Source organism: Neisseria arctica (genome assembly GCF_022870905.1).
Lineage (GTDB): Bacteria > Pseudomonadota > Gammaproteobacteria > Burkholderiales > Neisseriaceae > Neisseria > Neisseria arctica.
Genome location: NZ_CP091510.1, coordinates 2,039,125 through 2,055,011 on the forward strand (window position 1 = coordinate 2,039,125; position 15,887 = coordinate 2,055,011).

A 15,887-nucleotide genomic window follows, 5' to 3' on the forward strand; every position below is an offset into this window, starting at 1 on the left:
TTATACCTCTAAGCCCGGGTCTATAGAAAACAACATTGCGCTTATCAATTGTTTTACATCATCTTCCCTACGGGCATCAATTTCAAAGACAGGCACATTAAAATTATGCTGAGCCAAATATTTTTGATATACATCAACTCCCGGAAGTGAACGGATATCCATTTTGGTAATACCCACTACCAAGGGTGCTGTTTTTAATAATTCTTGAAATGCATCCAAAAAAAACTTTAAGTCTTTGAGTGGATTAGTACGGGTATTATCCAGTAACAAAATTAACCCCATACTCCCTTTACTCAAAATTTCCCACATAAAATTAAAGCGCTCCTGACCAGGTGTGCCGTAAAGATGTACTTTAATTTCCTCATCTAAACGAATCACACCATAATCCATAGCAACAGTCGTATAGCCTTTACGAACCAATGTCATATCAGAAGCGCTGGCGTCAGTCTGTACTGGCGGATCATCAGAAAGTGCAGCAATGGCCGTCGTTTTCCCAACACCGACCGGACCTGTAAAGATAATTTTATTTTCTTTCATGTATCGCCCCTTGCTTATTTGCCAAATAACTTACGCATTAAGCGCTGCAGCAACCCGCGTGGTTGCTCTACTGACGGGCTTACCACCCTTTCCGCATCTTGTGACATTTGATTATCGGGCACATTGCTGCTAACGTCTACGCTACCGCCAATATTATTATCAGTAGCTTCTTTACCTGCAATTTGATCATCTGTTACCAAAAATCCGGTTACTGATGTTGCGGCTAAATAATTAAGAATATCAGTCATTTCAACCGGCATTACTTTATAAAGAATATTCAGATTCACCGATGTTTTGGTTAAAAATGCCGATAAACGCATTGATTCGGGAACTGGAGCCAAACGTGTTAAATTCGGCCAACGTTTAAGCGTAAATACCGTACTCGGCGTCATAGGGTAAATCAATCGGCCTTGTGCCGTCCAAATCGCCATTTGCCACAAACACGACATAATAGTCACTTTTGCTTTTTCTTTCCATTGCGGATTATCAGGCACTGCCTTGCACACAACATGTAATTTATCATCTTGGCTAAGTTTTTCCAGATCAGTCGCACTAACGGTTAGTAATACACGCTGAATGCTGGGAAATACAATCAGCACCGGTTTACCCTCATGCAGAATAGCAACATCCTGATGACCTTGGCTTGCTGCTTTCAATGCACCTAAAAGACCTCTTTGTGGATTAAAGCGACGGATAGCCGTCTTACGTACCCCCGCACCTTCAGCAGCAGCCTGCCGATCCCGTGCATGCTGTTCGACATCAAATATGTTCCCACCTTGAGCCAAACTACGTAAGATAGGAAATAATGTTTCAAATTTAATTGGCTTTGGTAAGTAAGGAGCCGTAACTTTCGGCTCTTTTTCAGAGAACATTACTACAGGAATATCGGTATATTCACTGCGAAGAGATTCCCAACGCTGCATACCGTTATCAGTATCAGTATCCACTAGGATCATATCGGGCTTATTCTCAGACTCTGAGCTGACTACTTCATAATTGGTAGTATTATGCATCTTAAACGCCATCCGGAAGACAGCGTCCTGTTGCTCACCCATTTCTTGTAACATTACCCGTATGGTTTTTACTTTTGGTAATTGATTTTCCATTTATTCAGCACTCTTTTATTATTTATTTCTCTGGTTTACACGCTGCAACAGCTGGCTCATAGCCAAAACCACTTCCTCAGGCAGGCTGTCAACCCGCTCTTTGAGAATACGTAAAAACTGCTCCAAGCGCACCCAATCTTCAGAGCGCTCATACAAATCAAACAACATAATATAAAGCTGAGACTCTTGAGAATACTGCAATACCGCCTGCTCCAACATGCCAATCGCTTGATCTAATTGACCATACATCAAAAGCGACTCAACTTCCTTCACGGCTTGTTCCGCTGGCGTTGCATTTTCACTGATCAAAGAAGTATCTTTTTGAACCAAGTCACGATAATGAGCTTTCATTTGTCTGGCTGAAGGCTGTAAATAGCCTTTTGCCAAGCCTATTTCACGTACTTGCTGTTCATTGGGACCTTTTTCCAAATCATCAAATACTTCATGATAACCGAGACTATAACCCCAACCGAGCATACGCTCTTTTACTTGACGACCGTATTGACCCAACGAATAGTACAATCGCCACAAATGTTTGGCGAATTGGCCTACTTCTTCATGCTGGTAATCCAAACGTAATGCATCAATAATGAGGCTGGCAGGCTTCTCAGACTTCTGAATGGCACGGTTGTATTGCTGCAAGGCTGTTTCATAGTCTACTTTATTTTTGAGAATCTTAGCGCTCTTATCTGGGCGGACAAAACCCATTACGGCACCTAACTCTTCTTCACTTACATTGCCCACATCCAAATTACCGGTAACGATCGGTATGCGTTTGCTATACCCCTCAGTCGCCTGCTTATTCACACCTATTGTTAATGCAGGCTGAGTAATCTCCTCCAAACCGGTTTGTTCACCAATCTGACGCGATACCTCCTGCATACCCCAACCTAACTCTCGCTCGGCCAAAACACGCAAAGGTAAGTGGGTAGACTCCGCAATCAAACCCGCTTTGATATATTCGGCCATGCTATCCTGAGACAGAGCATTACGGTGACGGCCTAATGTTTCCGCTAGCAAGTCAAAATTGCCTGCGCGCAAACTCAAGCCAACCAACTCATGCACCAGCTTTTCAGGTGCTTCTTCATCAAGATGGTTAAGATAGCCCGCTAAAGAAGCCGCCGCCTTATCCTCATAGCCGAATTGCTTGTAAACCTGATATTCAGTTAACGGATCTACCTCTTGAGCCGAAACCGATGTTGTTAATCCTTCAGCGCTGCTACCTTCCCATTCCCACTCTTGCTCATTGGTTTCTTCAACCGTTTGATGAATGGTTTCCAGCCACTCGTCCCCCGTTTCTTTTGACTGTGGCTGTATTGATTGACGTTTAGGCGCTGCCCCTTTGGCTGACTTTACTCCTCCATTAGCCGCTTTGTTTTGTTTGTGGCGCACAAACAACAAAACCAGCAATAGAAGTGCCAGCAGAATAATTAAAAGTGAATAATCCAAAAGTATCTCCCGATACAAATTATAGTCATCTAAACATCCTGCGCCGCTTTAAGGCCTCTGTATCACTGCGAATGATTGTTAGAGTTTACACCCCCAATGAGCATATTCCGAAATAAATTTTACAGATAACACACTTTAAAGGCATAAAGCACCAACATATATAAAATACTAAATTTTCCACACCCTTACAAAACTGCCTTAATATGAAATATCCTGCCTAAAAACCAGTGCAATGGCATATAGCTTTTCCAGCTAGCATATTAGCATAGCACAGTCGATCACAAAACCTTCACAACCCAATTACATATAGCTTTATATGGCTTCATACTCAAACAAGGCAACTGCTTCAATATGGGCTGTTTGGGAAAACATATTCATCACCCCCGCAGCCTCAAAACGATACCCCTTTGCAACTAAAATACCCGCATCACGAGCTAAAGTCGAAGGGTTACAAGAAACATAAACAATTCTGCGTGGCAAGTAAGGCTTGCACAAAGCAGATACGACAGCCTGAGCACCACTTCGGGGCGGATCGAGTAAAATTTTATCAAAATATCCCCACCCAGCTAAGCTTGCCGCATTCGTCTTAAACAAATCTTCCGTATAAAATTTAATATTACTTAAAAAACCATTAATTTTAGCATTATACCTTGCCTGACGAACTAAGCAATCCAAGCCTTCAATTCCCACCACCTCTACTCCCGAAGCAGCAATCGGTAATGTAAAATTCCCCATTCCACAAAATAAATCTGCAATGCGCTCGCCGGGGCGGGGATCAAGCAGAGTGATCGCACGCGATACCATCAAAGCATTCATCACCGGATTTACTTGAGTAAAATTTTCAGGATCATAAGGCATAACAACCCCGAAATCCGGCAAGCCGTATGAAAGAGACGGAGCATTTTCGGGATAACATATTTCACCCTCCCTACCCTTTATTCGAATACGGAATTGCCACGGGTAACCGGTTTCAGGTAACTTGTTTAGCCATTGCTCCAAATTCTCCAGTAAAGCCCGTATAGGTTCCCTAAGTGAATAAATAGTAAAAATATTTACCCCTTCGCCTACTGAAAAACCTACTCCCTCCGTTTGAACACCATAAGACATCCAATTCTGCAACAATGCTTGTAACACGGGTAGCGCTTCGGAAATATGTTTAGGCAAGACCAAACACCCATCTATATTAACGATTTGATGCGAACGCCGCGCCTTAAAGCCCAAGATTACTTTACCCTCATCATCCAACCCAACAGATAACCTGCCCCGATGACGGTAATGCCAAGACTGTCCGTATATAGGAGGCAATAGTTTCTTCGGACGAACTTTACCAAGGCGCCATAATTGATCTTCCAACAAACGCTGTTTATAAGCGACCTGGGCATTAAAATCAGCATGCTGCAACACGCATCCGCCACATGTATCAAAATGACGACACTGCGGAACCACTCTTGCCGGTGCAGCTTTTAACACCTTTACTACTCGCGCCTCATCAAATTGCTTTTTGCTGCGAACCACATGAAATGCAACCACCTCATGAGGTAACGCACCTTCTATAAAAACAGCTTTACCGCCAACTTTTGCAACACCTCTTCCCTCATAATCTAAAGCATGAACATGTGCAACCTGAAGCGCACAATCTGTTGATGATTGTTCCATAGTAATAATGATCCGAACTATAAAAATGCCTCAGACATTTAACCTATGCTGCGGCCGAAACTGATATTTTCTCACAAAAAAAATTTTTTTACGGTATGATTTCAAACTGTTTATAACATTAAAACTTAGTTTCGAAACAATGAAAAGATTAGGATTCGGCTTACTTTCCGCCGTACTTGGCGCAAGCGCATTAGCCAATACAGACACCCCACTCCCAGACGTTTCTCCAATTAACCAAGGCCAACATGTAGTCATCAACATACCGCAGCTGCGTCTGTTCCTCTATACAGATGGCAAGCTGACTAAAATCTATCCGATTGCGGTAGGCAAAGCTGCCACACAAACCGTATTAGGCGAACATAAAATCGGCCCCAAAGCATTCAACCCTACTTGGTATATCCCTCAAAGTATCCAAAAAACGCGCAATGACGGTGTTAAAACTATCCCTCCGGGGCCAAATAATCCCCTTGGCCCGGTATTTGTCCGCATGGGAGATCCAAAACTAGGTTTGGGTATCCACGGAACCAATGCCCCCAGCAGCGTTCCCGGGGTGCGCAGCCACGGTTGCGTACGCATGAAATCTCCCGACGCCTTGGAGTTTGCCAAAACCATTACCAGCGGAAGCCCTGCTTCGGTAATCTACCAAATGGCATCGCTCAACAGCGATGATAACAATAATCTTTGGTTAGCCGCTTACCGCGATCCATACAATAAAAAGAATTTAGATAATGCTGCCCTACGCAAGAGTATCAATGCGTGGGCGAAAAAATACGGTAAAACCGTAAATACTAAAAGAGTAGAAGCCGTTCTACGCAACCGCACAGGCATGATCAACTGTTTAACCTGTGTCCCCGGTGCTTCAAAAGTAAAAGGACAATTACGTTCACTAGCATGGACTAGCGGCAGCAATTCGCTCAGCCAACCGAAAGCAGCCCCCAAACCCGCACCGGTAAAAGATGAAGTATTGCCTTCGGGCAGTGCTATTGAAGTAGACGAGGAAGCTACAGTTCCCGAGACACCTGCTTCTACTCCGGCTAATCCTACCCCGGCGGCAACGCCCGTATCCTCTACAGCCAAATCCGCAGAATCCGGCCAGCCTGAATCGGTAACACCCGAAGAATCTCAGGATACCAAGCCTGAAACCTCGCCCCAGCCGGATATCGAACCGACTGAAAATCTGTTTTAATCTGTACCTCCGCAAAATGCCGTCTGAAAATTCAGACGGCATTTTTATTGATAAACCAAGGCATGAATTTCAAAAAATTTATTTTCATTGCCCGCGCATCTGAGCCACAATTAATCATTGTGCTTCTGGATACACCGGTATTAAAAGCAGAGAATAGTTAAAAGTACGATTTTGCACAGCCGCTATTTCAGACGGCCTCAATCACCCGGCCACCCAGCCAAAACAAACCTTGTACTATGTTTCCCTTCCGCGGCTCTACCTCTAATAGCGCCGTATCGGCAACCGCATCAAGCAAACCGTTTTCAACTTCAAGAACCAAATGATAAAACGGCTTTCCACCGAATTCATTCAACCACTTTTCTACCGATTCCACTACGCCCGTAAGCAATATATAGGCTTCACCCCCATTTTGCTCAGCCTGCCGCCAGCTTCCTACAAGGTGGTTAAGCTTCCCTGAAGCGCTTTGATAGGTTTGGTCATCTGCAAATACTCGAACATCTTCGGCAAATGCCGCCAGCAGCACTTGTGCGGCTTTACCGATTTGGTTTTCGTTCAGAGCATCGCCATCAGGCACACTAAAAACTATATTTCCTTGCTGAGCCGTTTCAGACGGCCACGCACTAATCAGAGCCGTACCATTTTCCGCAGGATAAATACTATCAAGATACAAACACCGCTGCATTTTTCCTTGAAAAAACGGTTCGAAGCTCACAATGCCTTTATCATCTGCACCCAACCAAAGCTGCGCCATACTTGAGTCCGTATACACATAATAAGTGAGGCTGCTGCCGTTGACCAAAGTTTGGGCCTCTTCCAACACACGCGGCAGAACTTCTTCGAAATGCACTTGCTCTGCAAGGGGCAAGCCGATACTGGTGTAGTGGTTCATCAATATACCTTTCCTATTGAAAATCTTGGCCTTACATTTCGGCTATCCGCCATATCCATTAATCATATTTTATAAAAAGCTTTGATTTAAAAGGCCGTCTGAAAACTTTCAGACGGCCTTTCATCAGACAAAACGGAATTATGCCCACACCAACAAAGCATGGTTGCGTTTACCGCGACGCACAATCGTATATTTGCCGAAACGTTTGTCGCTATCAACCAAAATATAGCTGTCTTCAGTAACCTTGGCACCATTTACCACTGCAGCACCTTGCGCTACAAAACCGCGAGCCTCGTTGTTGGATTTTGCCAATTCACTTTGTACCAGAGCCTGCACGATACTCAGCTCTCCGCTCACTTCGTAAGCAGGCAAACCGTCCAATGCCAACTGTTCGAAATCAGCTTCGGTCAGATTACTTTGATCTTCGGCAAACAAACTTGCAGAAATACGCTGTGCGGCTTCCAGTGCAGCTTCACCGTGAATCAAACGGGTCATTTCTTCGGCCAAAATACGCTGAGCTTCAGGCTTGGTGCCGCTGGTTTTATCGGCCGCCTCAATGGCATCAATGTCTTCAACACTCAAGAAAGTAAAGTATTTTAAGAATTTATATACATCGGCATCTGCTACTTTCAGCCAAAATTGGTAAAACTGGTAAGGCGAGGTTTTCTTAGCATTGAGCCATACCGCACCGCCTTCGGTTTTACCGAATTTCGTGCCGTCTGATTTGGTTACCAGCGGCAACGTTAAGCCGAATACTTGTTTTTGATTCAGACGGCGTGTGGTATCGATACCCCAAGTAATGTTACCCCATTGGTCTGAGCCGCCGATTTGCAATACCACATCATGGCGTTTGTTCAACTCGGCAAAATCATAGCCTTGCAAAAGGGCATAGGAAAATTCGGTAAACGAAATACCGACATCATCGCGTTCGATACGTTGCTTCACCGACTCTTTCGCCAACATGGCATTCACTGAAAAATGCTTGCCGATATCGCGCAAAAAGTCCAAACAACCCATACCGCCGAACCAATCGTAGTTATTCGCCATAATGGCGGCATTATCGCCCTCAAAACTCAAAAACGGCTTAAGCTGGCTACGGATACTTTCCACCCAGCTTTGAACGGTTTCCAAAGTATTCAAACTGCGCTCCACAGCCTTAAAACTCGGATCGCCGATCATACCGGTGGCACCACCCACCAAAGCTACGGGCGTATGCCCTGCCAATTGAAAGCGGCGCAAAGCCAATACAGGTAATAAATGGCCGATATGCAGGCTGTCGGCCGTCGGGTCAAAACCGCAATAAAGGGAGATTTTTTGTTCGTTCAACAGCGCTTCCAGCGCTTCAATATCGGTAGTTTGCGCGATCAAACCACGCGCTTGGAGATCTTGGATTACAGACATTTTTAATCCTTTTGTATTTTAATCCCTATTTAATTTATATATTATCAATATAGGCGGACCAAAATAAATATTTTGAAAAAATTACTTAATGCCAGTCAGTAATTAATCAATTTACCCTACACATTAAACAAGAAGTGGATTACATCCCCGTCTTGCACCACATATTCCTTGCCCTCGGCACGCATTTTGCCGGCTTCTTTGGCTTTAGCCTCGCCGCCGAGCGATACAAAATCATCGTATGCAATCACTTGGGCACGGATAAAACCGCGTTCGAAATCAGTATGGATAACACCGGCGGCCTGCGGTGCGGTATCGCCTTTACGGATGGTCCAAGCGCGAACTTCTTTTACGCCGGCAGTGAAATAAGTTTGCAAACCGAGCAAATCGTATCCGGCGCGGATCAAGCGGTTCAAACCCGGCTCTTCCAAGCCCATTTCTGCAAGGAATTCGGCTTTTTCTTCGTCTTCCAACTCGGCGATTTCACTTTCCATTGCAGCACACACGGCCACAACAGGGGCGTTTTCTTTGGCAGCCAGCTCTTTGAGGCGATCCAAATGCGGATTGTTTTCAAAACCGTCTTCCGATACATTGCCGACATACATGGCGGGCTTGGCCGTCAGCAAAAACAGCGGGCGCAACATGGCCAGTTCTTCGGCATCCAAACCAAACGAACGAACCGGCTTACCCTCATTGAGATGGGGGAGTAATTTTTCACATAGTGCTACTAGCTTTTGCGCGTCTTTATCGCCCGACTTGGCGCGCTTGCCTTCACGCACGATAGCTTTTTCCACACTGGACAAATCCGCCAATGCCAACTCGGTACCGATGGTTTCGATATCGGCAATCGGATCAACTTTGCCCGACACGTGCACGATGTTGTCATCATCAAAACAGCGTACCACGTTTACGATGGCATCCGTTTCGCGGATATTGGCCAAAAACTGGTTGCCCAAACCTTCGCCTTTACTTGCTCCGGCAACGAGGCCTGCGATATCCACAAACTCTACAATGGCCGGCTGCATTTTCTGCGGATTAACGATTTTCGCCAGCTCGTTCATGCGCGGATCGGGCACTTCGACAATCCCTACATTTGGTTCGATGGTACAAAAAGGATAGTTGGCCGCCTCGATACCTGATTGGGTTAAGGCATTGAATAAGGTAGATTTGCCGACATTAGGCAAGCCGACGATACCGCATTTTAAGCTCATATTGATTCCTGAAATTAGGCAGATAAATTAACTCGCAATTATATCATATTTAGCGTAACTGCTATTTAAGGGCAAATCCCAAGCTATAAAACACTACCTCCTCCATTTATCCGTTTTCTTTCCTCTTGCCACAACCATGGATCGAAAACGTAAAAGAGAGCCGAAGCTCTCTTTTGTAGTCCTAACACCGGTGGAAATATCAATGACGGTGACCGTTATGTCCGTGTTTTCCTGAAAAACGTGCTTTATGATGCCCTTTACCGTTTTTCCATTGTTGCTTGCTATATGCACTGTTACCGCGATTTTTTACTTTTTGGGAACGGTAAGTGCGATATTCCTGATAACGGTCGGCCTCTTTTCCGCTCAACATATCGCGGCGTACCGCCTCGCGATAAGCCTCATAATCTTTACGGTTTTTAAACTCACGGCCTCCGTAGTAGTAGCGGTCATTATAGCGGCCTTCACGGGTATAGTTACTGTTGTTTTTTGCCAGCAGGTTACCCAATAATCCTCCCGCTGCCGCACCGATTAGAGTCGACTGCATATCTCCGCCGATAGTACTGCCTGCCACACCGCCTACGGCCGCACCGACAATCGTTGCTTGGGTACGGTTCATTTCCGCCATGGCCAGCGGAGCAGCAGCCATTGTTGCAGCTGTAAATAAAGCGGTTAACCGGGTATGCAATTTCATGTGTTTCTCCTGTTTGAAAGGTCTTTTTGCACCTTGATCGGCGCCAACGTCGGCATTATGCACACAAAACACACTCATACAAACAATCTTAGCAAAGTTTTAATACCGCTTTACCGAAAAGTATAAACCGAATGTTACAACTTACTATTTTTTAAAAATCTCAGATAACTCGCTCACTGAAAATCACATGAAATTGTTTTCATAAACTTTCCAGCCTCCGTCGACTACCTCTTTTTCTATCTTATTTTTTCCCGTTATTTTCAAAACATAGAAGCTGCACCTCCCTCAAATTGGGTAAATATTTTTATGCTTTGTTTTTCATTACCATTTATACTCAATAGAGTAGTTCACCTAATGAATATTTTTGATTATGCTTAGTTTCACAAGACCAAAATAAAGTCTTGTCTTAAAAGGAGAAGTTATGAAGAAATTAATTATTTTGTCTGCCCTTGTCAGCCCGCTGGCATTTGCCCAAAGCATCGAGGGAAAGTGGCGCACCATCGACGACACTACCGGCAAACCCAAAGCCGTTGTCCAAATCAGCAACAACGGCAACACATTTAACGGCCGCATTGTTTCACTGGCCGACGGGGTAAAGAATGAGTGCCCGGGTTGCAGTAAACCCCAACCGCTCATCGGAATGACTGTATTACGCGGTTTAAAAGCCAGCGGCAACAGCTATGAAGACGGCAAAATTTTCGATCCTAAAAGCGGTAAAACCTATAGCGCGAAAGCCGAATTAACTAATGGCGGGAACTCCCTAAAAGTACGCGGTTATCTGGGTATCTCCGCGCTGGGTCGTACTCAAACTTGGCAGCGGGTGGAATAAAGTTTTTTCATTCAAAATTAAAAGCCGTCTGAAAATTTTCAGACGGCTTTATCATACTTTTAAAGCTTCATAGCTTATCGTTTACCGGCAATACCGATTTCAAATTCCTGCTCTTCGGTTTCCAATTTGGGATCACCTGGGCGAGTTAATGTTGTAACTCCAACAATTTCTTCAGCCTTCGGGCCAAAGAAATATAAGTCGTATGTACCGCTTCCGACTTTTTCCGCTACCGCAACACCATCCTCAACACCCACACCCTTGAAATCCTCCTCTTGATCTTCTACCTGTGTAATTTCAGCAGATTTAAGCGTCACTTTACCAAAAGTAGGCATTCCGGTAATGCTGCCACTACCACGCATCGCATCAAAGTCCGCAGTATAAGTGAGCTTGCCCACTTCATCTTTATGAAAAGCCTCTCCATTATATGTATAGCGGCCTTTAGTAGGCAGCGCCTCTATAGGAGTCTCTTCACCTTGCAATGAATCAATGGTAAACCCTTCTTCTGGTGCTTTTTGATTACCATCAGCTGAGCTTTTATAAACATATTGGTCATCAGCACCCAATATCACTGAATAATTTTGCTTATATAAATAGGCTTTTCCCGTGTGAGATTCCTTGTAGTTTTTTTTACCATTAGAACCTTCGATATTCATGCTAGATTCAAAATCAAATCGATGCAATCCTTTAGAATATCCTGAAATATCAATTACTCTATTTACTTCATTATCAAGATGATAGGTTTTACCATCAATCTTTATATATGCACTACTAGCATCAAATTTCGGTAAAACAATACTTGAAATATAACCTTTACTTGTAGGTGTAGCTTCCGTAGAAACACCTCCGCCATTACCACTACCACCTCCACACGCAGACAACATAAACAGTGTGGCTACCGTTCCCGCAACAAATGACTTTCTCATATATCATCCTTTTTTCATCAAAAAAATAAATCAAACACATATCACTTTGAAAATTATAGCATTGCACATTTAAAATTGCATAACCACAATACATAAAGTCATACTTTCCTCCCCACCGTAACCCTATCCAATCCCGCCAAATCAGATAAAGTCTGTACCTCTTGAAATCCTGCCTGAGAAAAAATTGCCCGGCCTGCTTCCCCTTGGTCGAAGCCGTGTTCTATCAACAACCAACCGCCGGGCTTCAAATAATCCGGTGCACCTTCTGTCAATATGCGGATACAGCTGAGGCCGTCTGAAAAATCGGTTAAGGCATGCTGTGGTTCAAACCGCAAATCACCTTGTTGTAAATGCCGATCACCCGCTTCGATATAAGGCGGGTTAGACACAATCACATCATAACCAAATTTTTCAGACGGCCTATCGGTTTGGAACCACGAACCATGGGCGAACTCGACTTTCGCTCCAAGTGTTGCGGCATTCTGTGCAGCGACTACTAATGCCCTCTCACTAATATCGGATGCGCGTACCGAAACGTCTGAGCGCTCCAAAGCCACCGTAACAGCAATTGCGCCGCTGCCCGTCCCCAAATCCCATACATATCCGTTTTCAGGCAACCGTGCCAAAACGGCCTCAACCAAATGTTCCGTTTCCGGGCGGGGAATCAATACATCGGGGCAAACGGCAAACATTCTGCCGTAAAATTCACGCACCCCTAAAATATAAGCCATCGGCTCACCATTCAAACGACGCTCTACCCATACGGATAAATTTTGCAATACCTGCCCGCCCAACACTTCTTGATCACGGGTAATTAATTGAGCCGGCGTATAACTAGTTTGATGCTGCAACAGCATGCGGGCTTCGAGCTTAGGCAAAGGGCAATTTCGCAGCCATTGGGAGATAGTTATAGAATTTTCTGCCATAAATATACTTTCAGACGGCCTCCATATTCCTCTCAACCGGATACGGGACACTGATTGGTAAAATTGTTTATCCCTCTAAAACGCATGAAAATTCAGATAATTTTCTGAGCAAAGTAAACTATTTTCCATAAACCGCATAACCTTGCGTATAAATGCGATCAGAATACTGATGTTTTCGCATCATCGGGATTAAAGCTTTAAACAATGCCGTCTGAAATAATTTTCAGACGGCATCATAATATTTTAAATACCGAACCTCTCTATTTTGAGATCGTACCAAAATAAAAAACATCATTCAAAGTACGCGGATAAAAGCCTGAATCTCCCGCTTAAAGCATACCTATAATAAAAATATTGTAGCCAATCCTAAGAAGATTAAGAAACCGCCTGAGTCGGTTACCGCCGTAATCAACACCGAGCTGCCTAATGCCGGATCCCTGCCAAATTTATCCATCAATACGGGAATCAACACGCCAACCGTAGCTGCCAACAACAAGTTAAGCGTCATCGCCGATACCATTACAAAACCGATACCCGGGCTGTCATACAGCAACCACGCCACCACGCCCATTACACTTCCCCAAATTAAGCCGTTTACTAATGCCACCCCGACTTCTTTTCTCAACAACCGCCCTGCGCGCATACCTGAAAGCTGTCCCATCGCCATAGCGCGAACAATCATGGTAATGGTTTGGTTACCTGAATTACCACCGATACCGGCTACAATCGGCATCAGTGCAGCTAAGGCAACAATTTTCGAAATCGACCCTTCAAATGCGCCGATCACTCTACTGGCTACAAAGGCAGTACACAAATTAATTGCCAGCCACATCCAGCGGTTGCGCACCGAATCAAGCACGGGCGCGAACAAGTCTTCTTCTTCCTGCAAACCGGCCATGTTTAACATATCGGCTTCGGTTTCTTCGCGGATAACGTCTACCATTTCATCAATGGTGATGCGGCCGATTAGTTTTTTGTTTTCATCTACCACCGGCGCGGTAATCAAGTCGTAACGCTCAAATGCCTGTGCGGCTTCTTCAACATCATCTTCAGGGCGAAAACGTACTACCTCGGTAGCCATAACGTTTTCAACCAATTCTTCCGGATCAGCCACCAATAATTTACGAATCGGCAATACACCTTGCAAAACATCATGATCGTCGACTACGAAAATTTTATCAGTATGATCGGGTAAACTTTCAAACCGGCGCAGATAACGCAATACCACTTCGCACGTTACATCAGCGCGGATGCTGACCAATTCGAAATCCATTAATGCGCCGACTTGGTCATCTTCATACGACATCGCTGCCTGAACTTGCGCCCGCTCTTCTTCGTCACGGGTTTTCAAGGCTTCGTAAACAACCTGGTTGGGCAGATCATCGGCCAACTCAGCCAGCTCATCGGCATCCAAATCTTCAACCGCCGCTAACAACTCTTCCTTATCCATGGTTTCGATAAGGGTTTCGCGCACGGCATCGGATACTTCCAACAATACTTCGCCATCTTCTTCGGGAGCGGCCAAGTGCCACACCAGCATCCGCTCTTTTTGCGGCAGTGATTCAAGCACCGTAGCGACGTCGGCCGGATGCAGCTCGTGCATCAACTCTATCAGCTCTACCAAAGCCTGATTCATAGCCTCATCCGGCAGCGGCAGGTTTTCTTCTATCTGGCTGTAAACGGGCAATAAAGATTCCGCCAGCTCATGGATACGGGCAATATCCAATGGCAAGCGTTCGAGATCGATTTCTGATACAGGTGTGTTTTGCGGCTCGATGCTCATAAATACTCCTCCCGCCAACGCGCTGCGGGGGCGTATTTAGGCGGGGATTTACATGGTTGTTCTGTTAGGTATAGGTAATAAACCAGGAAGGTCCATAGTGAATGCCTGCACCATTATCGCAGGTCTTGGTAATGGAAACGGCGCATATTCTACACCTTTCAGACGGCCTAACCAAGGTTTATCTAAACGTTATACACTCCCAAGTTTAATTTCAATATGACAATTTTAAAAAATACAGTTTAGATACAGGCACCCAGATCAACGTAATCTTTTTTGTTAGACATATCAAATATCCATTTGATACTTAATTTATTTTCTACATTCAAATAATATGAAATCGGATAAGCCGCCTAAATAATTTTTATATTCGATTTTAGAACGCCCGGCTTTTATCAAAAAAGCCTTCCGAAAATGCGGAAGGCTTTTTTTAAAAACTAAAGGCTAAATCAATAACGCCCGGAACCATCTACTTCAACCTCTACTCGGCGGTTAGGTTGCAGACAGCTGACCAATTCTGTACGACCCAAAGCATTACTGCAATTCTCTACCGGACGGCGTTCTCCTTCACCTTGGGCGCTCATAATTCCGGCCGGTACACCACGCTGGATCAGATAGCGGCGTACGGTTTCAGCACGGCGTTCCGACAAAATTTGATTATAGCCTGCATCACCCAAACGATCGGTATGCCCTGTAATACGTATGGCTTTCAAACGGTCAAACTGTTTGATTTTTTCCGCAAGCTCATCCAATCGCGCTTTCCCTTCAGCATTCATATCACCGGCACCGCTTTTATCGAATACAAATAAAGCGTCGGCAGACAAACTGAAGCGCTCGGTATTTTGATTGCCGACACTAGGAGGACAAACGGCATCCACCGGATCTACGGCTTTCCAGAAAAAACTGCGGGCAAATTTTTTGTTGTCATAAATTACTTTAAACTGACAAGTCGTTACATTGTCAGTACCCTGACCGGGCGTATGGAAATGGAACAAATAATCCCACTCCCGCACATCAAACATACCTTCGTCATAGTGCGGACGCCCTAATAGTTTGTATAGCTGGTCTTTAGTCATACCTGCTTTAACGTTGGATAACTCATCTGTAGTAGGGAACGTACCGCGGTCTTTATTGAAAGTGACTGAGTATGGTTTGGGGAACACCGGCTCATCAGTAGTACCATCCGGCTTCACATCACTTTTGGTGGCACATGCCGCCAACATGGCAAGGGTTAACAATACCGCTGTTTTTTTCATCATTTGTTTCATTTTTTGTTTTCCTTATTGTTTTTCAGACGGCCTCTTTA

14 protein-coding genes and 1 pseudogene are annotated in these 15,887 nt (G+C 44.7%); 2 read left to right on the plus strand and 13 right to left on the minus strand.

Annotation, left to right across the window (positions count from 1 at the left end):
• The 4 genes from LVJ86_RS09450 to rlmD form a co-directional block, all read right to left on the minus strand.
• Entirely contained in the window at positions 1 to 537 is a 537-nt protein-coding gene (locus LVJ86_RS09450) for a GTP-binding protein (protein ID WP_047760892.1), read from the minus strand.
• 14 nt (positions 538 to 551) lie between these two features.
• On the minus strand, positions 552 to 1,643 hold the full coding sequence (locus LVJ86_RS09455; RefSeq protein ID WP_047760893.1) for a response regulator: 1,092 nt from the start codon (positions 1,641 to 1,643) through the stop codon (positions 552 to 554).
• Positions 1,644 to 1,661: 18 nt separating this feature from the next.
• Entirely contained in the window at positions 1,662 to 3,092 is a 1,431-nt protein-coding gene (locus LVJ86_RS09460; RefSeq protein WP_152667044.1) for a 23S rRNA methyltransferase, read from the minus strand.
• Positions 3,093 to 3,404: 312 nt separating this feature from the next.
• The gene (gene rlmD, locus LVJ86_RS09465; RefSeq protein WP_047760894.1) at positions 3,405 to 4,748 is read right to left on the minus strand and encodes a 23S rRNA (uracil(1939)-C(5))-methyltransferase RlmD; all 1,344 of its coding nucleotides are present in this window, start codon (positions 4,746 to 4,748) and stop codon (positions 3,405 to 3,407) included.
• A 139-nt stretch (positions 4,749 to 4,887) separates the two neighbouring features.
• Here rlmD and LVJ86_RS09470 point away from each other — a divergent pair, with 139 nt between their 5' ends.
• Positions 4,888 to 5,934, plus strand: coding sequence for a L,D-transpeptidase family protein (locus LVJ86_RS09470; RefSeq protein WP_047760895.1), 1,047 nt, complete (start codon positions 4,888 to 4,890; stop codon positions 5,932 to 5,934).
• Between the two features lie 187 nt (positions 5,935 to 6,121).
• Here LVJ86_RS09470 and LVJ86_RS09475 read toward each other — a convergent pair whose 3' ends face one another.
• The 4 genes from LVJ86_RS09475 to LVJ86_RS09490 form a co-directional block, all read right to left on the minus strand.
• Positions 6,122 to 6,823, minus strand: coding sequence for a hypothetical protein (locus tag LVJ86_RS09475; protein ID WP_047760896.1), 702 nt, complete (start codon positions 6,821 to 6,823; stop codon positions 6,122 to 6,124).
• A 138-nt stretch (positions 6,824 to 6,961) separates the two neighbouring features.
• Complete coding sequence (gene tyrS, locus LVJ86_RS09480; RefSeq protein ID WP_047760897.1) at positions 6,962 to 8,224, minus strand: tyrosine--tRNA ligase; 1,263 nt, start codon at positions 8,222 to 8,224, stop codon at positions 6,962 to 6,964.
• Positions 8,225 to 8,340: 116 nt separating this feature from the next.
• Complete coding sequence (ychF, locus tag LVJ86_RS09485; protein WP_047760898.1) at positions 8,341 to 9,432, minus strand: redox-regulated ATPase YchF; 1,092 nt, start codon at positions 9,430 to 9,432, stop codon at positions 8,341 to 8,343.
• Between the two features lie 199 nt (positions 9,433 to 9,631).
• On the minus strand, positions 9,632 to 10,123 hold the full coding sequence (locus LVJ86_RS09490) for a glycine zipper 2TM domain-containing protein (RefSeq protein ID WP_161796054.1): 492 nt from the start codon (positions 10,121 to 10,123) through the stop codon (positions 9,632 to 9,634).
• 421 nt (positions 10,124 to 10,544) lie between these two features.
• Here LVJ86_RS09490 and LVJ86_RS09495 point away from each other — a divergent pair, with 421 nt between their 5' ends.
• Complete coding sequence (locus tag LVJ86_RS09495; RefSeq protein WP_047760900.1) at positions 10,545 to 10,952, plus strand: DUF2147 domain-containing protein; 408 nt, start codon at positions 10,545 to 10,547, stop codon at positions 10,950 to 10,952.
• Between the two features lie 74 nt (positions 10,953 to 11,026).
• Here LVJ86_RS09495 and LVJ86_RS09500 read toward each other — a convergent pair whose 3' ends face one another.
• The 5 genes and pseudogenes from LVJ86_RS09500 to LVJ86_RS09520 all read right to left on the minus strand — a co-directional run.
• Positions 11,027 to 11,875, minus strand: coding sequence for a factor H binding protein domain-containing protein (locus LVJ86_RS09500; protein ID WP_047760901.1), 849 nt, complete (start codon positions 11,873 to 11,875; stop codon positions 11,027 to 11,029).
• Positions 11,876 to 11,973: 98 nt separating this feature from the next.
• Positions 11,974 to 12,801, minus strand: coding sequence for a peptide chain release factor N(5)-glutamine methyltransferase (prmC, locus tag LVJ86_RS09505; protein WP_047760902.1), 828 nt, complete (start codon positions 12,799 to 12,801; stop codon positions 11,974 to 11,976).
• 340 nt (positions 12,802 to 13,141) lie between these two features.
• Positions 13,142 to 14,584, minus strand: coding sequence for a magnesium transporter (mgtE, locus tag LVJ86_RS09510; protein WP_047760903.1), 1,443 nt, complete (start codon positions 14,582 to 14,584; stop codon positions 13,142 to 13,144).
• 446 nt (positions 14,585 to 15,030) lie between these two features.
• Positions 15,031 to 15,357 (minus strand): OmpA family protein, encoded by a 327-nt coding sequence (locus LVJ86_RS09515; protein WP_235284598.1) that lies wholly within the window; start codon positions 15,355 to 15,357, stop codon positions 15,031 to 15,033.
• Positions 15,358 to 15,438: 81 nt separating this feature from the next.
• Positions 15,439 to 15,849, minus strand: a pseudogene (locus LVJ86_RS09520) (outer membrane protein assembly factor BamE); the annotation flags it as partial.
• Positions 15,850 to 15,887: the final 38 nt, after the last annotated feature.